At 64.2% G+C, this 24,623-nt stretch carries 21 protein-coding genes; 3 read left to right on the top strand and 18 right to left on the bottom strand.

From position 1 onward, the window contains the following. Positions 1-32 precede the first annotated feature (32 nt). Complete coding sequence (gene ilvD, locus QD208_RS02830; protein ID WP_107336223.1) at positions 33-1,877, bottom strand: dihydroxy-acid dehydratase; 1,845 nt, start codon at positions 1,875-1,877, stop codon at positions 33-35. A 430-nt stretch (positions 1,878-2,307) separates the two neighbouring features. Between ilvD and QD208_RS02825 the strand changes: the two genes are divergently transcribed. Beyond that, positions 2,308-2,649 (top strand): YegP family protein, encoded by a 342-nt coding sequence (locus QD208_RS02825; RefSeq protein ID WP_043331370.1) that lies wholly within the window; start codon positions 2,308-2,310, stop codon positions 2,647-2,649. A 281-nt stretch (positions 2,650-2,930) separates the two neighbouring features. Here the strand turns inward: QD208_RS02825 and lon are convergent, their stop codons facing one another. The 9 genes from lon to nrdR form a co-directional block, all read right to left on the bottom strand. Next, on the bottom strand, positions 2,931-5,384 hold the full coding sequence (gene lon / locus QD208_RS02820) for an endopeptidase La (RefSeq protein ID WP_153636349.1): 2,454 nt from the start codon (positions 5,382-5,384) through the stop codon (positions 2,931-2,933). A 195-nt stretch (positions 5,385-5,579) separates the two neighbouring features. Then, positions 5,580-6,860 carry a DUF945 family protein gene (locus QD208_RS02815; protein WP_153636350.1) on the bottom strand — a complete coding sequence of 427 codons (1,281 nt, stop codon included), beginning with the start codon at positions 6,858-6,860 and terminating at the stop codon, positions 5,580-5,582. A gap of 115 nt (positions 6,861-6,975) precedes the next feature. Beyond that, positions 6,976-7,449 carry a phosphatidylglycerophosphatase A gene (locus QD208_RS02810; protein WP_043331372.1) on the bottom strand — a complete coding sequence of 158 codons (474 nt, stop codon included), beginning with the start codon at positions 7,447-7,449 and terminating at the stop codon, positions 6,976-6,978. Beyond that, positions 7,446-8,564, bottom strand: a complete 1,119-nt coding sequence (thiL, locus tag QD208_RS02805; RefSeq protein ID WP_279835526.1) for a thiamine-phosphate kinase — start codon at positions 8,562-8,564, stop codon at positions 7,446-7,448. The genes QD208_RS02810 and thiL overlap by 4 nt, the downstream gene beginning before the upstream one ends. Position 8,565: 1 nt before the next feature. Then, complete coding sequence (nusB, locus tag QD208_RS02800; RefSeq protein ID WP_054555539.1) at positions 8,566-9,081, bottom strand: transcription antitermination factor NusB; 516 nt, start codon at positions 9,079-9,081, stop codon at positions 8,566-8,568. Then, positions 9,078-9,560, bottom strand: a complete 483-nt coding sequence (ribE, locus tag QD208_RS02795; protein ID WP_043331374.1) for a 6,7-dimethyl-8-ribityllumazine synthase — start codon at positions 9,558-9,560, stop codon at positions 9,078-9,080. Before ribE ends, nusB begins: the two co-directional genes overlap by 4 nt. Before the next feature lie 111 nt (positions 9,561-9,671). Then, positions 9,672-10,826, bottom strand: a complete 1,155-nt coding sequence (gene ribBA, locus QD208_RS02790) for a bifunctional 3,4-dihydroxy-2-butanone-4-phosphate synthase/GTP cyclohydrolase II (protein ID WP_054555540.1) — start codon at positions 10,824-10,826, stop codon at positions 9,672-9,674. 156 nt (positions 10,827-10,982) lie between these two features. Continuing rightward, positions 10,983-12,137: a bifunctional diaminohydroxyphosphoribosylaminopyrimidine deaminase/5-amino-6-(5-phosphoribosylamino)uracil reductase RibD gene (gene ribD / locus QD208_RS02785; protein ID WP_242007828.1), complete on the bottom strand. Its 1,155-nt coding sequence runs from the start codon at positions 12,135-12,137 to the stop codon at positions 10,983-10,985. A 232-nt stretch (positions 12,138-12,369) separates the two neighbouring features. Further along, a complete protein-coding gene (gene nrdR, locus QD208_RS02780; protein WP_043331377.1) occupies positions 12,370-12,858 on the bottom strand; it encodes a transcriptional regulator NrdR in 489 nt (162 codons plus the stop codon). Positions 12,859-13,256: 398 nt separating this feature from the next. Here nrdR and QD208_RS02775 point away from each other — a divergent pair, with 398 nt between their 5' ends. Both QD208_RS02775 and QD208_RS02770 read left to right on the top strand, forming a co-directional pair. Next, entirely contained in the window at positions 13,257-13,505 is a 249-nt protein-coding gene (locus QD208_RS02775; RefSeq protein WP_043331379.1) for a GlsB/YeaQ/YmgE family stress response membrane protein, read from the top strand. A 362-nt stretch (positions 13,506-13,867) separates the two neighbouring features. Beyond that, a complete protein-coding gene (locus QD208_RS02770) occupies positions 13,868-15,766 on the top strand; it encodes a sugar phosphorylase (RefSeq protein ID WP_279835525.1) in 1,899 nt (632 codons plus the stop codon). 87 nt (positions 15,767-15,853) lie between these two features. Here QD208_RS02770 and QD208_RS02765 read toward each other — a convergent pair whose 3' ends face one another. The 8 genes from QD208_RS02765 to glyA all read right to left on the bottom strand — a co-directional run bounded on the left by QD208_RS02765 (position 15,854) and on the right by glyA (position 24,545). Then, positions 15,854-17,065 (bottom strand): hypothetical protein, encoded by a 1,212-nt coding sequence (locus QD208_RS02765; RefSeq protein WP_054555542.1) that lies wholly within the window; start codon positions 17,063-17,065, stop codon positions 15,854-15,856. 41 nt (positions 17,066-17,106) lie between these two features. After that, positions 17,107-18,003, bottom strand: coding sequence for an HAD-IIB family hydrolase (locus QD208_RS02760; RefSeq protein ID WP_153636354.1), 897 nt, complete (start codon positions 18,001-18,003; stop codon positions 17,107-17,109). 296 nt (positions 18,004-18,299) lie between these two features. Next, on the bottom strand, positions 18,300-19,601 hold the full coding sequence (locus tag QD208_RS02755; protein ID WP_043331381.1) for a TRAP transporter large permease subunit: 1,302 nt from the start codon (positions 19,599-19,601) through the stop codon (positions 18,300-18,302). Continuing rightward, complete coding sequence (locus tag QD208_RS02750) at positions 19,601-20,257, bottom strand: TRAP transporter small permease (protein ID WP_153636355.1); 657 nt, start codon at positions 20,255-20,257, stop codon at positions 19,601-19,603. Before QD208_RS02750 ends, QD208_RS02755 begins: the two co-directional genes overlap by 1 nt. Before the next feature lie 169 nt (positions 20,258-20,426). After that, the gene (locus tag QD208_RS02745; RefSeq protein WP_153636356.1) at positions 20,427-21,509 is read right to left on the bottom strand and encodes a TRAP transporter substrate-binding protein; all 1,083 of its coding nucleotides are present in this window, start codon (positions 21,507-21,509) and stop codon (positions 20,427-20,429) included. A 92-nt stretch (positions 21,510-21,601) separates the two neighbouring features. After that, a complete protein-coding gene (locus QD208_RS02740) occupies positions 21,602-22,501 on the bottom strand; it encodes an FCD domain-containing protein (RefSeq protein ID WP_153636357.1) in 900 nt (299 codons plus the stop codon). A gap of 222 nt (positions 22,502-22,723) precedes the next feature. Further along, entirely contained in the window at positions 22,724-23,005 is a 282-nt protein-coding gene (locus QD208_RS02735; protein WP_153636358.1) for a DUF6506 family protein, read from the bottom strand. 277 nt (positions 23,006-23,282) lie between these two features. Further along, entirely contained in the window at positions 23,283-24,545 is a 1,263-nt protein-coding gene (gene glyA / locus QD208_RS02730) for a serine hydroxymethyltransferase (protein ID WP_054555546.1), read from the bottom strand. Between the last annotated feature and the right edge of the window lie 78 nt (positions 24,546-24,623).

Raw genomic sequence — 24,623 nt, 5'->3', positions numbered from 1 at the left:
CAGAGACCGGGTCAGATATCTGAGACCGATTCTCAGTCCAGCTTGCTCAGGTCGCGCACGGCGCCCTTGTCAGCGGAAGTCGCCAGCAAGGCATAGGCCTTGAGCGCGGCGGAGACACGACGGTTGCGCTGGATGCTCGGCTTCCAGGCATCCTTGCCACGGGCATCCATCGCTTCACGGCGCTCATGCAGCTCACTGTCGCTCAGCTTGACGTTGATGGTGCGGTTCGGGATGTCGATCAGGATGGTGTCGCCATGCTCGACCAGACCGATGGCACCGCCCGCCGCCGCTTCCGGAGACGCGTGGCCGATGGACAGGCCCGAGGTACCGCCGGAGAAACGACCGTCGGTGAGCAGCGCACACGCCTTGCCCAGCCCCTTGGACTTGAGATAGGACGTCGGGTAGAGCATTTCCTGCATGCCCGGACCGCCCTTCGGCCCTTCGTAGCGGATGATCACGACGTCGCCTTCCTTGACCTTGTCGGCCAGGATGTCTTCCACCGCCTGATCCTGGGACTCACAGACGTAGGCACGGCCTTCGAAGACCAGGATGGAGTCATCGACACCAGCGGTCTTCACCACGCAACCATCCAGTGCGATATTGCCGTACAGCACGGCCAGGCCGCCCTGGGTGGAGAAGCAATGGTCGTAATCGCGGATACAGCCCTGGGCGCGATCACCATCCAGGCTCGGCCAGCGCGCGCTCTGCGAGAAGGCGGTCTGGGTCGGGATACCGCCCGGGCCGGCACGATAGAACTCGACGACTTCATCAGTGGGTGAACGCATGATGTCCCACTCTTCCAGCGCCGCAGACAGCGAGTCGCCGTAGACGGTCGGCACCGAGGTATCCAGCACACCGGCACGATCCAGCTCGCCCAGGATCCCCATGATGCCGCCGGCACGATGGACATCCTCGATGTGATATTTCTGGGTGTTCGGCGCCACCTTGCACATCTGTGGCACGCTGTGGGACAGCTTGTCGATGTCGGACATGGTGAAGTCGACACCGGCTTCCTGAGCGGCGGCCAGCAGGTGCAGGATGGTATTGGTCGAGCCACCCATGGCGATATCCAGCGTCATCGCGTTGGCGAAGGCGGCGCGGGAGCCGATGGCACGCGGCAACAGGTGCTCTTCGTTGCCTTCGTAGTAACGGCGCGCCAGCTCGACGATGCGATGCCCGGCGTTCTCGAACAGGCGACGACGATCGGAGTGCGTGGCCAGCACGGTGCCGTTGCCCGGCAATGCCAGACCCAGCGCTTCCATCAGGCAGTTCATGGAGTTGGCCGTGAACATGCCCGAGCAGCTGCCACAGGTCGGGCAGGCGCTGCGCTCGATCTCGGCGACCGTCTCGTCGTCGACGCTGTCATCGGCGGCGATGACCATGGCATCGACCAGATCGAGGCCGTGATCCAGCAGCTTGGTCTTGCCGGCTTCCATCGGGCCGCCGGAGACGAAGATGACCGGGATGTTGAGGCGCATGGCGGCCATCAACATCCCCGGGGTGATCTTGTCACAGTTGGAGATGCACACCAGCGCATCCGCACAGTGGGCATTCACCATGTATTCGACGCTGTCGGCGATCAGGTCACGCGACGGCAACGAATACAGCATGCCGTCGTGGCCCATGGCGATGCCATCATCGACCGCGATGGTGTTGAATTCCTTGGCGACACCGCCGGCCTTCTCGATCTCGCGCGCGACCAGCTGCCCCATGTCCTTGAGGTGGACGTGGCCCGGCACGAACTGGGTGAAGGAGTTGGCAACGGCGATGATCGGCTTCTGGAAGTCGCCATCTTTCATGCCGGTGGCGCGCCACAGGGCGCGAGCGCCGGCCATGTTACGACCTGCGGTGGTCGTACGGGAGCGATACTCTGGCATGGTAAACCTCATTCAATGCTTGGCCGCTCTCCTGTGCGAAGAGGGACTGATTCATGGAATTGCGCCTGGCAGGATCAGGAAACTGACGCCGCCCTTCTGCGCAATCCGCTGCAGAATCACTCCGCACGGGAGCGGCTTCTGTTTTGGTCAGGCGGCGCCCCGCTCGGGGTACGCACACCTGGTGTCCAGAGGAGACGCGTACCTCTTGGGTCAACGCTGTCTGCCTAGGGTCAATTCTGTCATGTACCGGCCCCGCTTGCCTACCAGATAGCACCGCCCACGCCATCAGTAGCCCCGAAAGATACCGACAAGCACCGAAAGCGTTGAATGAAGCGGTCTCTAGCGTGGGCCTGCGGCGGGAGGCGCTGATTACACTGAAGGACGACACATCAGGCAATGCCAGACACCCCACAAGGAACAGGAGTCACCCATGGCCGGAAAATTCGTCATCACTCGGGGCAAGGACAGCAAGTTCTACTTTGCACTGAAGGCAGGCAACGGCGAGAAGATCCTGCAGAGTCAGGGCTATGCCGACAAGCGCGGCTGCCTGAACGGCGTGGAATCCGTGCGCAAGAATGCCGTCGAGGAAAAACGCTTCACCCGGGAAGTCGCCAAGGACGGACGTTTCTATTTCACCTTGCTGGCCGCCAACAGCCAGCAGATCGGCCGCAGTCAGATGTACAAGTCGGAATCCGGCCGCGACAACGGCATCGCCAGCGTCGGGCGCAATGCCGCCGAGGCGGCCGTCCTCGAGCAACTCGACACCGCCTGAGCACGAGCCAGGCTGACCAGCTCCTTTCACGACCACCCTCCCGATCGCTCTTCCAATCGCTCTCCCAGACTTTCCCGGAATCGACAGACAATCGACAAACCCAAGCACAGCAAGAAGAAAGCACAGGCAGCAGAAAGCACAGAAACGACAGAGGCCCCGCCAATTGGCGGGGCCTCTGTCGTCTTGCGGCTGACTTCGGCGCTGGTGGAGCTCAGCATCTGGCGCTCAGAGCCTGGCAATCAGCGCTTGCCACTCAGGGCTCGCCGCTGATCACACACCACTCAATGACGCTGGGCGCTGTCACTGTCGAAGACCACACGCGAGACATCCGCGTAGCGCGCCGCGAAGTGCACGATCATGCCTTCCTTCAGGTATTCCGGCAGCTCATCGTAATCGCGCTGGTTGGCCTGCGGCAGAATCAGCTCGTAGATATCACTGCGCCGCGCCGCAATCACCTTCTCGCGGATACCGCCCACCGGCAGCACCTGACCGGTCAAGGTCAGCTCACCGGTCATCGCCAGCCCCTTGCGCGGCGCCTGATGCTTGGCCAACGACATCAGCGCCGTGGTCATGGTCACGCCGGCGCTGGGGCCGTCCTTGGGCGTCGCGCCTTCAGGCACGTGCAGGTGAATGAAGGACTCGTTGAAGAAGTCCGGCTCGGCATCGTAGGCCTCGAGATTGGCCAGGGTGTAGGAGTAGGCGATGTTGGCCGACTCCTGCATCACGTCGCCCAGCTTGCCGGTCAACTTCAAGCCACGTGTCAGGCCATGCACCCGGGTAGCTTCGATGGGCAGGGTCGCACCGCCCATGCTGGTCCAGGCAAGCCCGGTCACCACGCCTTCGCCGGCCAGGACCTTCTCGCGACGGAAGATCGGCGCACCGAGGAATTCCTCGAGGTTCTTGACCGAGACCTTCACGGTCGGAAGCTCCTCTTCCAGCAACTTCACCGCCGCCTTGCGCACGATACGGTGCAGCTGTTTCTCCAGCTGGCGCACGCCGGCCTCACGGGCATAGCCCTCGATGACCTGACGCAGCGCGGCGTCACTCAGATTGATGCGCTTCTTGGGGATATTGTCGCGGGTCAGCAGCTTCGGCCACAGGTGGTGCTTGGCGATCGCCATCTTCTCCTCGGCGATGTAGCCGGAGAGGCGAATCTGCTCCATACGGTCCAGCAGCGGGCCGGGAATGCTGTCCAGCGTATTGGCGGTACAAACGAACAGCACCTTGGAGAGATCGAGGCGTACATCGAGGTAGTGATCGAGGAAGTCGACGTTCTGCTCCGGATCCAGCACCTCGAGCAGCGCCGAGGCCGGGTCGCCCTGGAAGGACTGCCCCAGCTTGTCGATCTCATCGAGCATGATCACCGGATTCTCGACCTTGACCTCCTTGAGCGCCTGCACCAGCTTGCCGGGCATGGCACCCACATAGGTGCGGCGATGGCCCTTGATCTCTGACTCATCACGCATGCCACCGATCGAGAAGCGATAGAACTCACGACCCAGTGCCTGGGCGATGGAGCGCCCGATGGAGGTCTTGCCCACGCCGGGCGGGCCGACCAGCAGCAGGATCGAGCCGCCGACATCGCCCTTGAAGGTGCCCTCGGCCAGAAACTCGACGATGCGTGACTTCACATCATCCAGCCCATCGTGATCGCGATTGAGAACGGTGCGCGCATGCGCCAGATTGAGCTGATCGGTGGAGGTGATGCCCCACGGCAGCGAGGTCAGCCAGTCAAGATAGTTGCGCGTGGTGCCGTATTCCGGCGAGCCGGTCTCCAGCACCGACAGCTTGTCGAGCTCATCATCGATGCGCGACTGGACACGCTCCGGCACCTTGAGCTCGTCGAGACGGCCGCGGAAGGTATCGACGTCGTTCTCGCGATCATCCTTGGAGATGCCCAGCTCACGCTGGATGACCTTGAGCTGTTCGCGCAGGAAGAATTCGCGCTGATGCTTCTCCATCTGCGCGTTGACCTGCTGGGAGATCTCGGTCTGCAGCTGTGCGACCTCGATTTCCTTGCGCAGCAGGGGCAGCACCTTCTGCATGCGCTCCATCACCGGCAGCGACTCCAGCACCTCCTGCAGCTCAGCGCCCTTGGCCGAGGTGATGGCGGCGGCGAAATCAGTCAGCGGACCCGGTTCATGCGGGCTGAAGCGGTTGAGGTACTGCTTGAGCTCCTCACCGTACAGCGGGTTGATCGGCAGCAGCTCCTTTATGCCGTTGATCATCGCCATCGCGTAGGCGCGCGCCTCATCGCTCTCGGCATCGACCGGCTCGCGCGGATAGGTGACCTCGACCAGATAGGGAGGCTTGCGCGACAGCCAGCGCGTGATGCGGAAGCGGCGCAGTCCCTGGGCGATGAACTGTACCTGGTCATCGCCGTCTTCAGGCTTGTGGACGCGTACGGCAGAGCCGATCTCGGGGAAGTGCTCGACCCCCAGCTCATCGACCTCGACATCGCCGACGAAGGCCAGACCGACAGCATGATGCGGCGTATTGCCGACCAGCTGCATGGTCTCGGCCCAACGCTGCTTGTTGATCACCAGCGGCTGGACCTGGGCCGGGAAGAACGGGCGATTGTGAATCGGCAGCAGGTAGATGCGCTCCGGCAGCTGGTCACCACTGGGCACCAGCCCACCCGAGGCGGAAGAAGAAGAAGGCTCTTGTGACTGGCTGTCATCCTCGAAGCCGGCAAGAATATCGTCGTTATCGGAAATCTCTTCGTGACGTGGCATGCAACCCTCATGAAACCAGGCCTCGGTTGAGGCGATCATCTCCCCCAATGCGGCCAGTGAGCCACTTTATCAAGGCAGGCTTGCCGCACCGGGGGCGCAACACTGCGTGTTCAGGGTGGCACCTGATGCGCCCCCTGGAAACGACAATGCCCGCCATGAGGCGGGCATTGTCGTTTCCAGCATACTGCGCGGCGCTCAGTAGATCGGGGTGCCGTTGATCTTCACGCTGTCACCGTCGATCTCGACCACGAGGTTGCGGTCGGCGGCCTGCGGAGAGACACCCGCCATCATGGCCATCATCGGCGGCACGTTGCGGAACTCGAAGCGCCCGCTCAGACGATTCAGGAAGGCCTGCTGACCCGGTACGGTCTGCAGTTCCTGGATGGTCAGATCAGTGATGTCGGCACCATCGAGAATCATCTGGCCATCACCTTGCATGTCGACACCGAAGGCATCGCTCTTGGCATTCAGCGATTCCAGCGTCATGCGCGGAGAGGTGCTCAGCATGGTGAACAGCGGCGCTTCGACCTTCTCGAGGATGGCGACCTGCTGCTCTTCGCTCAGCTCCTCGAACGGCTTGCCCGCTTCTTCCAGCAAGCCCTGCAGCTGGGTGATGAAGTCATAGACGGCCGCACCCTGCAGACGGTCGATCGAGATGGACACGTCGCCGCTGGCCATCTGCTGATCACCCGCACTGACATCCTGCACCGACAGCTTCATCAGATAGCGCAGCTCGGTCGGGTCCAGACGCGTTTCGCCGCTGTAACGGATGTCGCTGGCGACCACCGGCGGCTGACCGGTGCCGTTGTCGATGGTCAGGGTGTCCAGCACGATCTTGTCGTCCTGGCGGAAGTCATTGTCCGCCCCGCGATAGATGCCGTTGAGGCTCAGGGTGCCGACGCTGACCTTCTCGGCGCCATTGGTGATATCGAACGGCGTGATCTCACCATCCACGGTAATTTCCGGGGTGTCACCGCCATCGTGGGAGGCCAGCAGCTCACCGCCCTGGAAGTCGATGCGCGTGCCGCTCTCCGAGTCCTGCCAGTCGAAGGCCGGCAAGGTCAGGGTGGTGTCGCTGGCGCCGCTGAAGTTGTCGACGCTGCCATCGAAGGCGATCGCCTTGCCATCGCCGAGCACTTCGGCGAAGACATCGCGTGACGGCGTACCGTACAGCACCTTGACGTTGCCCTGCATGGTGGTCGACAGCAGGCCGTGGCCGGCTTCATAGGGCAGTACGATGCGCATGGGACCTTCACCGTCCCCGGTGGCGAGTTCCATCTCTACCCGGCCCGTGGAGCCGAACCAGCCGCTGTCGACATCCTCACGGGTCGCCTTGATGTCGGAGCTCCTGTCGAGCTCTGCCACCATGCGGGCCATCTCATCTTCAAAGCGCTGGCTTGAGTAAGCCACGCCGCCGACATAGCCGGCTGCCCCGATGACGACCACTGCCGTCGCGGTTACCAGTCCCTTGCCCATCGCATTAACCCTTGTCCGTTATTGGAGCATCACACCGTCTGCGCGGTGCCTCTTGTCGCATCTGCTTCCATCAGTGAAACATGTGCGTGAGCCTCGCCACCAAGGCAGCGAAGCGTCAGTGCAACCACAGCCACAGATGCATCGTCGACCAGGCATAGATACCGGCGAAGACGTCATCCAGCATGATGCCGAAGCCACCGGCAACCCGGCGGTCGGCCCAGCGAATCGGCCATGGCTTGAGAATATCGAAGACCCGGAAGACCACGAAGCCCCACAGCGCTGCCTGCCAAGAGAATGGCACGGCGGCCATCGTGATCCAATAGCCGACGAATTCGTCCCAGACGATCCCGGAGTGATCATGCACACCGAGATCGCGCGAGGTGCGATCACAGATCCAGATCCCGACCAGCGACGCGACCAGCACGATGGCCAGATACGGCCACAGCGTGAGGTTGGTCATCAGCCAGTAGAACGGGATTGCCGCGAGAGTACCGAAGGTGCCCGGTGCAAAGGGCGCGGTACCACTGCCCAGACCGAAGGCCAGGAAGTGGACGGGGCGCCGCCAGACACTGGCGGGAGCGCGATTCATGGTGCCACCCCGTTCGCGTTGCGTGGCGACGCATCGCCGCCGGAGCCGTCTGCCCTAGAAGCCTGCGTGGCAGAGACCTGTGTGTCAGAGCCCTGTGTGACAGAAGCCTGCGAGGCAGAGAAATGCTGCCAGCTCTGGCCCGTCGCTGCCTGCTCAACGCCCTTGTCCATCAGCATCACGCGCGGCGCATCGCTGCCCGCCGCCTGCATGCGACCGATGACATTCAAGGACAGATTGAGCGAGCGCAGGGCGAGCCTGGCCGTCTCGAGATTCTCTTGGGGCAGCGTGAGCAACAGCTCGTAATCGTCGCCGCCATTGAGGACCGCCTCGCGGGCACCCTGCTCGCCCAGCGCCGTGACCAGCTCCGGCGCCAGCGGCAGTTCGCCAAGCTCCAGCGACGCCGACAGCTGACTGGCACGACAGATGTGTGCCAGGTCGCCCATCACGCCATCGGAGACATCCAGGCCCGCACTGGCCAGCTCACGCAGCGCCAGCCCCGCATCGACCCGCGGTTCTGGTCGCAGGTAGGCCGCCAGGCAAGGATTCAGCACATCGCGTACGCCATCCTGCCAGGCCTTGAGGCCAGCATGCGCCAGCCCCGGCAGGCCGGTGACCGCGATGAGATCCCCCTCACGGGCGCCGTCACGCCGAAGAATCGGGCGGGTCACGCTATCGGCCTGCTGGGCAGGCTCGAGTACGCACGGCAGCTCGCCATGCACGGTGATCGTGATGGAGAGCGGGCCGCGCGTGACGTCGCCGCCTACCAGCGCGATGCCGTAGCGATCCGCCAGCGCGTGGAAACCGGCTGCAAAACCATGCAGCCAGTCTTCATCCACGTCCGGCAACGTCAGGGCCAGCAACGCCCAGCGCGGGGTCGCGCCCATCGCCGCCAGATCAGACAGATTGACGGCCAGGGCGCGATGGCCAATGGACGCCGCAGGCGCATCCGGCGGGAAGTGCACCCCCGCCACCGAGGTATCGACACTGACCGCCATCTGCATGCCATCACTGGCGGCAAGAAGTGCACAGTCGTCACCCGGCCCCAGCAACACGCCCGGTGCCCCGGACAGATCGCGCTGGAAGTAGCGGGCAATCAGCTCGAATTCACCTGGCATGTCAGCGCAGGCGGGCCTGGGTCACCTCGGCACTGCGCAGCTTGACTGCCAGCTTGTCGAGGATCCCGTTGACGTACTTGTGCCCGTCGGTGGCACCGAAGGTCTTGGCCAGCTCGACCCCTTCGTTGATCGCCACGCGATACGGCACTTCCATGCGCTTGGACAGCTCGTAAGCGCCCAGACGCAGGATGGCCAGCTCGATCTCGTCGAGATCCTGCAGGCGACGGTCGAGCAGCGGGCTGATGCTGGCATCCAGTTCTTTCTGGAAGCGCGGCACGTTGTGCAGCAGCTCGTGGAACAGGGCCTGGTCGGCGATGCGCATCACCTCGACCCAGTTCTCGTGCAGCTCGACGTCATCGTCGACCTTTTGACCACGGAACTCGGCTTCGATGGTGGTCATGTTCTTGCCGGTCATCTGCCACTGGTAGATGCCCTGCACGGCCAGCTCGCGAGCGGCGCGACGCGCCTGCTGCTGCTTGGACGGCTCGCGCTCGGTACGTTCCTTGCGTTCGCTCACGCGTCACCTCCCATGGCCTTGAGCAGGGAGACCATTTCCATCGCCGCCATGGCCGCTTCGGTACCCTTGTTGCCAGCCTTGGTGCCGGCACGCTCGATGGCCTGCTCGATGGAATTCACCGTCAGCACGCCATTGGCGACCGGGGTGTCGAATTCGAGCTGCAGACGCGACAGCGCGGAGTTGCATTCACCGGCGACATATTCGAAGTGCGGCGTACCACCGCGGATCACCGCGCCCAGCGTGATGACAGCGTGCGGCTTGACCTTGGCCAGCACGGCCTTGACGGCCAGCGGAATTTCCCAGGCACCCGGCACGTGGATCAGGTCGATGTTTTCCTCATCGACGCCGTGGCGTACGAGAGAATCGACCGCGCCTTCCACCAGGCTGTCGACGACATGGTGGTTGAAACGCCCGACGACGATGACGTAACGGCCATCGACATTGGTGAAAGTGCCTTCGAGTTGAGCAATCGGTTGCATGGTCAGTCCACAATGCTAGCGCCCCGGAGAACCGGGGCGGGGATATCAATCATACCGGGGAAGGCCGCCAGAAGTGCGCAACCTCCCCCGCCATTTGGGGTGCCGAAGCGCTTACGCGCCTGCGGCGTCTGCGCCTGTCTCGCCTGCCGTGTCATCACTGCCGACCAGTTCGACCACTTCGAGGCCAAACCCGGACAGGGCAGAGAACTTCCACGGCGAGCTGAGCAGACGCATCCGGCCGACACCGAGATCCCGAAGGATCTGGGCACCGGTACCGGTGGTCAGATAATTGCCCGCACCATCGGATTCGTTGGTGCGCGGCGTACGACGTCGTCCGAGGAAGACATCGAGACGATCCTTGTAATCCATCGCGTCGCTGCCGGTGTCCAGCAGTACCAGCACGCCGGCATCGGCGGCGGCGACTTCGGCGAGCGCATCATTGAGCGCCCAGCTGCTGCTGCCCGGCTGACGCAGGGTCAGCAGGTCGCGCATCGGGTCCTGCACGTGCACGCGCACGGTGGTCAGAGACTCGGCGTCCGGCGTGCCCTTGACCAGCGCCAGGTGGTGACGGCCCTGGATGCGATCGCTGAAGCAATGCAGCGTCAGCTCGCCGAAGGCGGTCTCGACCTGCTCGCTGTCCAGCACTTCCACGGTCTGCTCATTGTGGATGCGATATTCGATCAGGTCCGCAATGGTGCCGACCTTGAGGTCATGCTCGGCGGCGAAGCGCTCGAGCTCTTCACGACGCGCCATGCTGCCGTCGTCGTTCATGACCTCACAGATCACGCCGGTCGCGCCAAAGCCCGCCATGGACGCCAGGTCACAGGCCGCCTCGGTATGGCCGGCACGACGCAGCACGCCACCCGGTTCCGCCATCAGCGGGAAGATGTGCCCCGGCTGGACGATGTCCTGCGGGCGCGCATTGCGCGCGGCGGCAGCCTGCACGGTACGGGCGCGGTCAGCCGCCGAGATGCCGGTGGTGACGCCTTCGGTGGCCTCGATGGAGAGCGTGAACTTGGTGCCGAAGCCGGAACCGTTGGCCTGAACCATCAGTGGCAGCTGGAGCTGTTCGCAATGCTCACGCGACATCGGCATGCAGATCAAGCCACGCGCGTGGCGTGCCATGAAGTTGATGTGCTCGGCTGTCACGGCTTCCGCGGCGATGATGATGTCGCCTTCATTCTCACGATCCTCGTCATCCATGAGGATGACCATCTTGCCTTGCCGGATATCCTCGACGAGTGCTGCGATGCCTGATAGCGCCATGCTTGCTCCACTTTACGGGCTGCGCCGGCCCATGCCGGACCCACGCGTATTATCAAAAAGTCGGGCGTCAGGGTACCCCGCCACCCCGTTTTGCGCCAGCACCCAGCGACGCCGCTGTCGCCAGACGGCGGCAAGTGCTTGCGTGACAAGAAGAAATCAGTCGCCGCTCTCCTGCGGGTCTGGCGATGCTACCGGCACTGCGGTGATGCGCCAATCACGCCCCACCGCCCGGATACCGCGAATCTCGACCCGTCGCTGCTGCGCCATGTGATCCAGCCCCGGCAGCGCCAGCAGCGGGCGAGCCTCGCCCCCCAGCAGCGTCGGTGCCATGAATATCTGCATCTCATCGACCAGCCCCGCATTAATCATGGCCCCGGCCAGCACCGCGCCGGTTTCCAGCAGCACCTCGTTGGCCTGCTCGTGCTCGGCCAGATAGCGCAGCAGGGCCTCGAGGTCCACGCGTCCATCTTCGCCGGCCGGCAGCGCCAACACCTCGGCACCGGCCGCCTCCAACAAGGTACGTCGCTCAGCCAGCGCCGCTGTCTCATCCGCGACACATACCAGCAGCGTACGACCGGATTGCGCCAGAATGCGCGCCGCCAGCGGCAGACGCAGATGGCTGTCCACCACCACGCGCAACGGCTGACGCGCCACCAGCGCCTCGAGCCCCAGCGGATGGTCTTCGAGCCCGAGCTGGTCGGCGCGCACATTGAGACGCGAATCATCGAAGATGACCGACTCGATGCCGCTCATCACCACGCTGGAGCGCGCGCGCAGACGCTGCACGGCACTGCGCGCTTCGGGGCCGGTGATCCACTGGGATTCGCCGGAAGCCATCGCCGTGCGCCCGTCCAGACTCATGGCCTGCTTGAGGCGCACGAAGGGCCGACCGCGCTCCATGCGTGACAGGAAGCCGGGATTGAGCGCTCGCGCCTCCTGCTCCATCACCCCGACCGTCACCGCGATGCCCGCGCCCTGCAGCAGCGCGATGCCGCGCCCGGCAACCTGCGGATTCGGATCACGCATCGCGATCACCACCCGCGAGACGCCCGCCGCGATCAGGGCCAGTGAGCAAGGGCCGGTACGCCCGGTGTGGGAGCAGGGCTCCAGCGTCACATAGGCCACGCAGCCCAGCGCGCGCTCGCCTGCCTCTGCCAGCGCATTGACCTCGGCATGCCCTTCCCCGGCACGCACGTGAAAGCCGCTCGCGATCACCTCGTCGGTCTCGGCCTCTACCAGGACACAGCCGACACGCGGATTGGGCTGCGTCGTGTAGCTGCCCAGTCGTGCCAGGCGCAGGGCGTGGGCCATGTGGCGCGCATCACGCGCCGAGGGAGCACTGCGGTCGTGAGAGTGGCTGTCACGGGGAGCATGAGAAGCATGAGGAGAAAGAGACATGCGATACCTTGGCGTGAAACGAGAGAAGGTCAGGCGTTGCCCAGACGGCAGACAATACCCCGAGGCCTGAGCCACGCAGCGTGACGCGACAGGGCCAGCAGGCGCAGGCCTCGAGGGCATCTGCAAGGATGCCTGTGGCGAGGCATCAGGGCCGCGCGTCTTCCTCGCCCGGCAGGAAGCTGGGTTCCTGGGCGAGACGGTCAATCTCGGCGCGGAACTCATCAAGATCCTGGAAGCGACGATAGACCGAAGCGAAGCGGATATAGGCGACCTGATCCAGCCGCTTGAGCTGCTGCATGACCTCATCACCGATGCGCCGCGCCTCGATCTCACGTTCGCCGGTGGCACGCAGACGCTGACGAATGCGCTCCACCGCGGCCTCGATCAGCTCGGAGGAAACCGGGCGCTTTTCCAGCGCGCGCAGCATGCCGGCACGCAGCTTGTGCTCATCGAAGCTCTCACGCGAACCGTCGCCCTTGACCACGCGCGGCATGACCAGCTCCGCCGTTTCGTAGGTCGTGAAACGCTCACCGCAGGCCGCGCACTGGCGACGCCGCCGCACCTGGTCACCCTCGACCACCAGTCGGGAATCCGTGACCTTGGTTTCATGAGTTCCACAGAAGGGACAGTGCATGTTGGAGAGCCTGCTTGGGTGCGAGGTGGCTGCGGCCCCGCGCGAAGCACAGCGAGGAAGTGGCGCAGCGCAGCCGAATGACAGCGAATGGCGGGTATTGTAACCGTTAAGGCACCGCCACGGGAGCCTATGTCAGCCCCGACATGACTGAACTAGCCTTGAGGAGCGCCCAAGGGGCGACAGGAGTTTCCTGGATTGTCGCCCCGGGGGGGCGGACACCGCGGCGAAAGCGTCCATCAACCTGCCGGCAGGCTTGAAATCCCCGCCCGATAACCGAAAGATGACATCAGGGTGCAGCGCCTCACAAGGACGCTTGCCCGAGCCGTGAAATCCTTTCACGACTGGCGGCAGATGATCTCTGCCGCGAGATTGATCACGATGACGCAAGGAGCTGCGACATGGGAATCATTGCATGGATCATATTCGGTCTTATTGCCGGCATCATCGCCAAGGTGATCGTGCCCGGCAAGGACCCGGGTGGCATCATCGTCACCAGCATCATCGGCATCCTGGGTGCCGTTGTCGGTGGCTGGGTCGGCACCCTGATGGGCTTCGGTGAAGTGACGGGATTCAATCTGGCCAGCTTTGTCATTGCCGTGCTCGGCGCCGTCATTCTGCTGATTCTGTATCGCGTGCTGCGCAAGTAAAGCATGTCATGAAGCGCAGTGGCGTCAGCTGGCCGCAGGCCACATGACGCCAGACAGGACGGCCAGCCGGCACATGCAGGCTGGCCGTCCTGCCTTGCAGGCTTGACGAATCTGGCCCGAGGCGTGCATGACTCATGAGTAAAGGCGCCAGGCCGTCACCCACGGGCGCCGCTGAGCGATGCGCCATTCAGGGATTTCACCAAGCGACGGCCAGCCGACTTCATCTGATATGTGATTTCCAGTCTTGCCACCGGCCCCGCAGGATTGCACCGGCGGGCTTCCCGAAGATCACCCGCGACACGCTCTGCCATTGCGGCTCACGAGGCAGAGTCTGACCGCTTTTGCTGCCACGAGGATTGCCCATGTCCGATACGTCATCTCCCGATCACTCGACATCCACTGCCTCAGATCCTGCGCCGAGCGAGGGCAGCGCCAGGCCACGCGCCAGAGTCTCTCTCGCCAAACGTCTCTCGCAAGCTGATTTCCAGGCGCACGCCACACGCCTGCTCGCCGAGATCTACCCACAGCGTCATGAAGAAGTCCTCAGACGCCTGGAGACGGTGCTGGATTTCCATCGCACGCGCCTCAACCCCCGCGTACCGGAAGGCGAGCCGCTCTGGAGCGAGCGCGACCAGTGGCTGATCACCTACGGCGACAGCCTGCAGCAGGAAGGCGAGGCGCCACTGGCGACCCTGCACGACTTCCTCGCCAGCCGACTGGACGACAGCCTGTCCGGTGTCCACGTGCTGCCCTTCTTTCCGTGGAGCAGCGATGACGGCTTCAGCGTCATCCACTATCGCGAGGTCAATCCGGTCCTCGGCGACTGGCAGGACATCCGGCGCCTGAGTGAGCAGCGCGACCTGATGGCAGACCTGGTCATCAATCACTGCTCGCGCGAGTCACTGTGGTTCGCCGATTATCTGGCCGGCGTGCAGCCCGGCCGCGACTACTTCATCGAGATGGACCCCGACACCGATGTCTCCGAGGTCGTGCGCCCGCGTCCATCTGCCCTGCTCACGCCGGTGCATACCCGTCGTGGCCTGCGCCATCTTTGGGCAACCTTCTCGGATGACCAGATCGACCTGAACTTCGCCAATCCCGATGTGCTGCTCGAGTTCATCGGCATCCTGCTTTACTACCTCGAGCAGGGCGCGGGCATCATCCGCCTCGATGCGGTGGCATTCCTGTGGAAACGCCAGGGCACCTCCTGCATCCACCTGCCGGAGACACACGCCGTGGTGCGCCTGCTGCGCGCCATCGTCGACCATCTGGCGCCGGGCAGCCTGTTGATCACCGAAACCAACGTGCCCCACGCCGAGAACATGTCCTACTTCGGGCTCGATCGCCTGTCACAGCACGACCTCACCGCCATCGAGGGCAGCGCCCAGGCCGATGAAGCGCACCTGATCTATCAGTTCACGCTGCCGCCGCTGACGCTGCACACCCTGACCTCCGGCGATGCCAGCGCCCTGACCCAGTGGGCCACCAGCCTGCCGTCCCTGCCTTCCGGCTGCAGCTACTTCAACTTCACCGCCAGTCACGACGGTATCGGCGTTCGCGCCCTTGAGGGCCTGCTGCCCGACCACGAGCGCGACACCCTGGTGCGGCTGGTGCATGACTTCGGTGGCTACGTCAGCATGCGCGCCAACCCGGGCCGCGCCGACACCCCCTATGAGCTCAACATCAGCTACTTCGATGCGCTCAAGGGCACGCGGCGCGGCCAGGACCCGTGGCAGATCGAGCGCTTCATCGCCAGCCAGACCCTGATGCTGAGCCTGCAGGGCATCCCGGGGCTGTACATCCACTCGCTGACCGCGACTCCCAACCACCAGGAAGGCGTCGAGCGCGATGGCCATCTGCGCGCCATCAACCGCCGCAAATGGCAGCGTGATGAACTGGAAGCGCTGCTGGCAAGCCCCAACACCGCGACCCATGAGGTCTTCCACGCCCTCAAGCGCCGCATGGCACTGCGCCGCAACGAACCCTGCTTCCACCCGGATGCCGACCAGAATGTCTTCGATGTCGGCCCGGATTTCTTCGTCTTCGAGCGCGTCACCCATGAAGGGCGACGCCTGCTGTTCGCCCTCAATGTCACCGATCAGCCGCGCGTACTGCCGCTGCCGGAAAGCTGGCAAGGCGTCGCGCTGACCGACCACCTGTGCCACGACAAGGCCTACGACCCCACCATGGCTCGCCGTCCCTATCAGGCGGCCTGGCTGATGGAGCAAACAGTGCGCCCGCCGGCCATCGAGGTCGTCTGACGCCCGCGTTTCTTCCTCTGCCTACGACAACGGGGCTGCCAGTGGCAGCCCCGTTGTCGTAGGTCTTGCTGTTTCCCGCCGCGAGCCTTACTGGTTGTCCAGCTCCACCGCTTCGTGCATGCGCTCGAGCAGGTCCGGCACGGCAGACTGCACCCGGTTCCAGCTCGGGATGAAGGGCTTGTCGCGCGGATTGTCGAGGAAGGCGCTGCCGGCATCCATGATGTTGGCGGCGAACAGCTCCACCGCCGCTTCCTCACTGTGGCGGTCCACCGTCAGGCCATTCATGACGGCATCGTTGTAGTAGGTCTCGATCAGGTCCAGCGCGATACGGTAGTAGGTGGCCTTGATGGTGCGGAAGGTCTCGCCGTGCATCTCGACGCCCAGCGTGGCCAGCTTGCGATACATGGCCTTGGCGATGTCCAAACTCATGCGATTCAAACCGCCCAGCGCATCTTCCTCGGACAGCGGCTGGTGCTTGTGATCGTAGGCATCGGCGATGTCCACCTGACACAGACGCTTGGTGGAGTAGTTGCGATGGACCTCGGACAGCACGCCGATCTCCAGCCCCCAGTCACTGGGAATGCGGATGTCCGCCAGCACGTCGGTGCGCATCGAGAATTCGCCGGACAGCGGATAACGATAGCTGTCGAGATAATCCAGGTACGGCAGCGGGCCATAGACCTTCTTGAGCGCACGGATCAACGGCGTGACCATCAGGCGTGCCACGCGGCCGTTCAGCTTGCCCTGGGCGATGCGCGAGTAGTAGCCCTTGCAGAACTCGTAGTTGAACTGCGGATGGGCTACCGGGTAGATCAGGCGCGCCAGCAGGCCGCGGTCATAGGTGACGATATCGCAGTCATGCAGTGCCACCGCCTCGGCGATGCCCGAGGCCTGGACGTAGCCTGAGCAGTACCAGACATTGCGCCCCTTGCCGGCTTCCATCGGCGCCAGGCCATGCTCGGTCAGCTCCTCATCCAGCGCCCGCAGACGCGGGCCGTCGTTCCACAGGATGCGGTGATGCTGCGGCAGATGTGAGAAGAACTCCTTGGCATGCTCGAACTGGTCACGGTCGGCGCGGTCCAGCCCGATCACGATCTCGCTGAGGTAGGGCACCTGCGCCAGCTCCTCGACGATATGCTTGAGCGCCGGGCCTTCCAGCTCGGAATACAGCGACGGCAGAATCAGGCTCATCGGTCGCTTGCGGGAGAAGCGCATCAGGTCCGCTTCGAGATCTTCCACCGGACGATCGGTCAGGTTATGGAAGTTGGTGATGATGCCATTCTGGTAAAAATCGCTCATGTCAGCTCCTTGTCATGCCGAAGACACGCATCAGGCAGGCGTCAGGCGCCCAGACCTCTGGATGTCCATTCTTCCGGCTGGCCATTGGCCAGCCAGTGACGCAATCCCTCGACCCATCCCTGCGGTCCGGGGAGATTGGCGCGAAAACAGCGGCGCTCATCCGCCAGTAGCGGATAATCGGCAAGCTCCCGATCACGCTGAGAGGTATCACCGACGCCGGGGATCAGCACAGCGTTGTCGACCGCGGCCAGCAGTGGCAGGTCATTGGCGCCATCGCCGAAGCCCAGCGTCCAGGGGCGCACCCGCTCGTAGAGCCGGTAGCGGGCGATCAGATAGCGCGCTGCCACGCCCTTGTCGCTGTCCCCGGTCACGTGATGGAAGCGCCCACCACGTGTCAGCTTGAGGCCATGGCTGGCCAGACGCGTGCGAAAGTCCTCGAGACGCTCCGGCGCGTCACGCCACACCAGCGGTTCACTGGCATCACGCTGTCCCGCCAGGGCCGCGTCGCCCTCCCCCAGCCCCGTCAGCTCGCTGATTCTCGCCACCGACATCGAGGCAAAGCCCTCGAAGGCGAACTCCCCGCTCAGCTCCTCCAGCACCGCGAGAATCCTGTCGCGGGGCATCGCCACCGCGATACGACACAGGCCGTGTGCGTCCGGGGCGCTGGCCTCTTCCAGCGGGTAGGCACTCAGCCAATCGGCCGGCAACGCCACCACGCCGCCGTTTTCGGCGATCCACGGCTGGCCCGCCAAGCCCAGCGAGTCCATCAGCGGCGCCAGTTCGGCCGCCGTCTTGGAGGTGTTGGGGACGATCCAGGCACCGCGCGCGCGCAGGCGGGTCAGCCAGCTGCGCGCCGCCCCAGGCGAGTAATCGTGGTGATCCAGCAGCGAGCCATCCAGATCGGTCAGCAACAACAGCGGTGCTTGAGTCTCTGACATGTGAACTCTCCTCGTGAAGTGCTGCAGCGTGTCGGGGGTCACCTCGACAGGATCTCGTGGCACCGGACAGGCATTGCAAGAGCATTGCAGGGAATGTGCCAAGATGGTGCAGCTGCCATGACAGCCTGCCCCTTCTCACCGTGGCTGTGTTTGTGCGTCCGCTCATTTGCACCATAAAAGAGCACAAAGCCTGCCATGCATGCCCCCTCGCCACACGACGGCGCAAATCTTTCGTCACCAACGACGACGCCCTCGCATCTGCGAGGGCGTCGAGTCTACGGCTAAGTCTGTTGAGACTAGACCAGCCACAGCGACAGTTGCGGCCACAGCAGCAACATCGCCAGCACGCACAGCTGGATGGCGATGAACGGCAGCAGCGAGACGAAGATATCCTTGAGACTGATGCCTTCCGGTGCCACGCCTTTCAGATAGAAGGCGGCAGGCCCGAAGGGTGGCGACAGGAAGGACACCTGCATGTTGACCGCGAACAGCACACCGAACCATACCGGGTCGTAGCCGAGCTGCACGATGATCGGCACGAAGATCGGCAGGGTCAGCATCGCGATGCCGATCCAGTCGAGGAACAGCCCCAGCAGCAGCAGGATCGCCATCATCACCATGATGATCGCCAGCGGCGGGATATCCAGGCCGAGAATCATGCTCGACACGAAGCGGTTGCCGCCCATCAGGTTGTAGACCCCGACCAGTGCCGCCGCGCCGATACCGATCCAGATGATCATGCCGCAGGTGTTCATGGTCTGGGACAGCGCACGCTGCATCAGGGTGATGGAGAACTCGCCGCGCAGCATCACCGCCACCAGCACGCCGAAGCTGCCCATCGCCGCGGCTTCGGTCACCGAGGCCACGCCACCGTAGATGGAGCCCAGCACCAGCCCCGCGATGACCGCCGGCACACCGATGGCCTTGAGCAGCTCACGCTTGCTCTGGAAGCTGGCGCGGCGCTCCTCCTCGGGCATCACCGGCCCCAGTGAAGGGTTGCGCAGGCAGCGGATCAGCACGTAGATGATGTAGCTTGCCATCAGCACGATGGCCGGGGTGATCGCCGCGGTGAACAGGTCCGCGATCGACTGGTTGGCGATCAGGCCATAGATGATCAGCACGATGGAGGGCGGCATCATGGTGCCCAGCGAGCCGCCGGCACACACCACGCCGATGGCGATGTGCTTGTCATAGCCGAGCCTGAGCATCTGCGGCAGTGCCAGAATCCCCAGCAGCACGATCTCGCCGCCGATGATGCCGGACATCGCGGCGAGGAAGAACGCCACCACGATGGTCTGGATCGCCACGCCGCCGGGCAGTCGCCCTGCCATCACGCGCATGGCATTGAACAGGTCCTTGGCGATCCCCGAGCGATCCAGCAGCGAGGCCATCAACACGAACATCGGCACCGCCACCAGCGAATACTCGGTGACGAAGCCATAGACACGACTGGTGACCAGCGGCAGCGCCATCGGGCCGAACCAGCCGAAGGTGTAGGCCAGCGCGACCAGGCCGGTGACGAAGGCCAGCGGCAGGCCGGTGACCAGCAGCGCGAAGATGCCGCCGACCAGCAGCATCGTAGCCGTTGCAATATCCATCAGCGCGGCTCCTTGTGGTCAGCTGTGGCGTCGGGAGCGGCATCGGAAGTGGCGTCGGATGCGCCACTTCCCTCACTGCCGCCCTCGGGCGGGCGGGGCGAGAAGAAGGTCTGGTAGAGATGCCACAGCGCCTGCAGGGTCATCACCGCCAGCGCGAACAGGATCACGCCCTTGGTCAGCGCCGGAAACGGCGGATTCCATGAGGTGCCGGATCGCTCCAGCTGCCACTCGCCCAGCGGACTGTGCGAGGCACGCCAGAACATCACCCAGCCCGCATAGCTCATCGCCAGACAGAAGACGAACGTCATCACGTCATTGAAACAGTCCAGCACGTAGCGAAAGCGCGTGCCGACCAGGTCGTAGAGCACACGCACGCGAATATGGCGATTGTTGGCCAGGGCCGCCGGGCCGCCCAGCGCGAAGCTGGTCGCGACCAGGAAGATCACCGTCTCGTGCACCCAGGAGGTCGGCGAATCGAGGCCGTAGCGCATCACCACCTCGAACACGCTGATCGCCATCGCCAGCAATACCAGCCACGCCGCGGCGCGCGTGCCCTTGCCCACCAGGCGGTCCAGCGGCGTCCGCGTGCCCAGATTCGGGTCGTGGTCATCCGACGCCTCGGGTAGCCCCGGCGACGCCACATCATGTTCTGCCATATCGAATTCCTTGCTGACTCGCTGCCTCAAGGAGAATCGGCGCGCCCAGTGAGCACGCCGACCTTGATCTCCCGCGTCTTTATCGTTCTGCGATCGTGTGGCCAAAAGCGTGGTTAGCTGATGCCTCTTGCCACACGGCGGCTGGCGCCCATCCCGCGCGCCAGCGGGCTCACATCAGGTTGCGGTCGGTCAGGAAGCTGACCACGGACTCGTAGACCTTGCCGGTCAGCTCATTCTTCTCGGCCCACACCTTCCACTCCTGCTGCGCGATGCGACGGAACTTGGCGCGCTCCTCCGGCGCCATGTCGATCACCTCAATATCCGGATTGGCACGCGCCGCGCTCACCGCCTTGATGTCACGCGCCTTGAGGGTGAAGACCATGTCGTAGGCCATCGCATCGGTGGCGCTCTCCATGATCGCCTTGAGATCCGCCGGCAGGCCGTCCCAGATGCCCTTGTTCATCGACACCGCCACCATCGGCAGGGAGTGGAAGCCCGGGTAGGACGGGTACTTGGCGAAGCTGTGCAGGCCCTGGTCATCATTGGTGGCGAAGACGGTGTAATCCGCCGCGTCGATCACGCCCTTCTCCAGACCGGTGTAGACCTCGGAGCCCGGCAGGTTGACGGGCGCCGCGCCAGCTTTCTGGAAAATGTTGTAGACCATGCCTTCCGGGGCACGCACCTTGAGGCCCTTGAGGTCATCGACGGTGCGTACCGGCTTCTTGGAGACGAAGGACTCAAGCCCGGTGGCGCCCGCGCCGATCAGGTGCACGCCGTAGGGCTCGACCAGCTCGTTGTAGAGCTCCTCACCGCCGCCGTGCTGCATGTACTCGAGATATTCCAGCGGGTCACCCCAGGCGCCCACCAGATTGCCCAGCATGCCGAAGGCCGGATTCTGGCCCGAGAAGTAGGACGGATCGGTCAGGTGGCCCTGCAGGATGCCGGCGCTGACGGCGTCCAGCGTCTGGTTGGCCTGCACCACGGCATTGACCGGCAGGATCTCGATGGCGATGCGGCCATCCGACATGGTCTTGATGCTGTCGGCCCAGGCCTTCTTGACCTCGAACTGCGGCTCCCCGGCCGTCTCGGAGGTCTGGAAGGTCCATTCATACTCGGCGGCCCAGCTCGGTGTGGCGATCAGCGTGGCGGCCACGGCGGTGGACAGAGCCAGCGCCTTGAGCGTGACACGGGCGGGAGCGGCAGTGGTGCGCGGCGAGGTAGTGGTGAGCGGCGAGATAGTGGAACGCGGCATGGTGAAACTCCTGGCTTGTTGTTATGACGTTCTAGGGTCAGTGGAAGACGTGCAGGCACTTCCCGGCGTGGCGAAACGCCGCGAGGTGCCGTTCACTCGCTTGATAGCGGTGCAGACAGGCTGGGCAGCTGGCCGAAGCGGCGCAGCAGCTCCAGCGGTTCCTGGGCGCGCCCGGCGGGATGGCTGCCTTCAGAGGCCGCAGGCATGGCAAGCCCGAGGTCCTGACCGGTGCGGTCCAGCACATGCAGGGTCGCGGCGTGGGCGGCATCGGGCTGGCGCAGACGAATCGCCTCCATCACCGCGCGATGGCGGCCGAGGCTGTCGCCCAGCTCCGAGGCATTGTGATTGGAAGTCGCCACCAGCAGGCTGATCGACGGCTTGAGCACATGGCCAAGCTGCGCCCAGATGACGTTGTGGGTCGCGGCGAAGATGGCGTCGTGGAAGGCGATATCGGCGCGGTCGAACTCCTCCATGGCGCTGCCGCCATGCACCGCTGCGGCCATGCCGTCGTAGGCCTGCTCGATGGCGGACAGGTCCTGGGCGGTGGCCTCGGTGGCTGCCAGAGCGGCGACGAAGGGTTCGATGGAGATACGGAAGGCGTAGATGTCCCGCGCCAGCTGCGGATGCGGCATCGCGTAGCGCGTCATCCAGCCGGTCACGCGCGGATCGAGCAGATGCCACTCGCTGAGCGGATTGACGCGGGTGCCCTGGCCGGTGGTGCGGGTGAGAATCCCGGCATTGACCAGGCTCTGGATCGCGGTGCGCACGGTGGCGCGGCTCTGGGCGTGCTGATCACACAGGTCCAGCTCACGAGGAATCAGGCTGCCCGGCGGGTAGCGATTCTCGAAGATGGCCTGCGCCAGCCATTCGGCGACATCGACACGCGCGGTCGAGGTGTCTCCAGCTGAGGCAGACGCTGTGGATACGGGCGTTGAAGAAGAGGCATTGGTGCGCGGGCTGCCGCCAGCGGCACTCGTGGGAGGCGTGGTCATGATCGAACGTTCCTTGATGGCGTGGCGCGTCATTTGTAGCTCGCGCACATCCTTCATGGGATGCATCGCGGCGCGCTCTTGTCCGTCAAGGAATAGCCCATGTCAGACATGCCAACAAGACACCCTAGACCAAGGGTGGGACCCGACTTTGGTCACACCTTTACGCAAATCCCTGTTGCGAAAGGGCTATTCAGGTACTGGCAATTCCCCCGTGTGCTGGCGTCAGGCCGTGAATCGCACGCGGCCGATCGACACCGTACGCTCGGCACCGCTGTCTGCCACCACCGTTCTCAGCGCTGCCTCGCCTGCCGCGCCGAAGCTGGCCGACAGCTCGATCTGGCTGACGCCCTGGGCGACCAGCTCACTGACCAGCCGCTCGGCCGCCCTCAGCGTCCCCAGCGTGGCGACGGAAATGCGGACCTCGCCGCTGCCCTGACTGCTCAGTGAGGTATTGCCGCTGTTCTCGACCAGGATCAGAAAGGCATGGTGCTGCATGACGGCCATGAAAGCCTCCTTGCACGAAGATGAGCAGAGTGTGTCCGGCATCGAGAATAGCGTAGCGCGTCCGCTCCCGGGCACAGGCTGATCTTTCTGAGCGCTGGTTGACCACTCTCCCACCCCGCTGCGCACCACACCGCTCGGACTCGTCTGGCCGTGGTGCGGGCACAAAAAAACGCCTGCCGCTTGCGCGACAGGCGTTTCTTATCTGGTGCATGACAGCGTTACGCCTCTGTCAGCACTGCTACGGTGAGGGCCAGCCGGGCTGGCACCTCGTCACGCCTCAGGCGTAGACCGGCAGACGTGCACAGACGGCGGAGACCTTGGCCTGCACCTCGGCTTCGGCAGCGGCGGAATCGCCGGCGACCATCGCATCGAGGATATCGCAGATCCAGCCGGCCAGTTCCAAACACTCCTGCTCCTGGAAGCCACGCGTGGTGACGGCCGGGGTACCGATACGCAGACCGGAGGTGACGAACGGCGACTGCGGGTCACCCGGTACGGCGTTCTTGTTGACGGTGATGTGGGCACGGCCCAGCGCAGCGTCAGCGTCCTTGCCGGTCAGGCCCTGCTTGACCAGAGACAGCAGGAACAGGTGGTCTTCGGTGCCGCCGGAGACGACTTCGAAGCCGCGCTCCAGGAACACGGACGCCATCGCCTTGGCGTTCTTGACCACTTGCTTCTGGTAAGTGGTGAAGGCCGGGTCCATCGCTTCCTTGAAGCAGACCGCCTTGGCCGCGATGACGTGCATCAGCGGACCACCCTGGCCGCCCGGGAAGACAGCGGAGTTCAGCTTCTTCTCGATGTCGGCATTGCCTTCGGCGGACAGGATCAGGCCGCCACGCGGACCGCGCAGGGTCTTGTGCGTGGTGGTGGTGACGACGTGGGCGTGGGGCAGCGGGCTCGGGTAGACGCCAGCGGCGACCAGACCGGCCACGTGGGCCATATCGACCAGCAGGTAGGCACCCACTTCGTCGGCGATCTTGCGGAACTCGGCCCAGTCGATGATCTGGGAGTAAGCGGAGAAGCCGGCGATGATCATCTTCGGCTTGTGCTCACGCGCCAGACGCGCGACTTCGGCGTAGTCGATCAGGCCGTTCTCGCCCAGACCGTACTGCACGGCGTTGTAGTGCTTGCCGGAGAAGTTCGGACGTGCACCGTGAGTCAGGTGACCCCCCGCGTCCAGGCTCATGCCCAGAATGGTGTCACCCGGCGAGACCAGCGCCTGGAAGACGGCACTGTTGGCCTGGGAACCGGCGTGCGGCTGAACGTTGGCGTAGGTGGCACCGAACAGTTCGCAGGCACGATCGATGGCCAGCTGCTCGACCTTGTCGACGAACTCGCAACCGCCGTAGTAACGCTTGCCCGGGTAGCCTTCCGCGTACTTGTTGGTCAGCTGGGAGCCTTGCGCCTGGATGACGCGGGGGCTGGCGTAGTTCTCGGAGGCGATCAGCTCGATGTGAGCTTCCTGGCGAACGACTTCGTCGTCCATGGCGCTCAGGAGCGCATCATCAAAACCGGCAATCTGCATGTCACGGGTGAACATCGGGTGTCCTCGCCTGAAGGGTGATGACGACAGCGAATTCCGGCGCGGCCGGCTCGCCATCTGGGGGTAAGATCAGGA

Origin of the sequence: Cobetia sp. 29-18-1 (genome assembly GCF_029846405.1) — a bacterium.
GTDB lineage: Bacteria > Pseudomonadota > Gammaproteobacteria > Pseudomonadales > Halomonadaceae > Cobetia > Cobetia amphilecti.
This window is presented reverse-complemented; position numbering and strand designations above follow the sequence as displayed.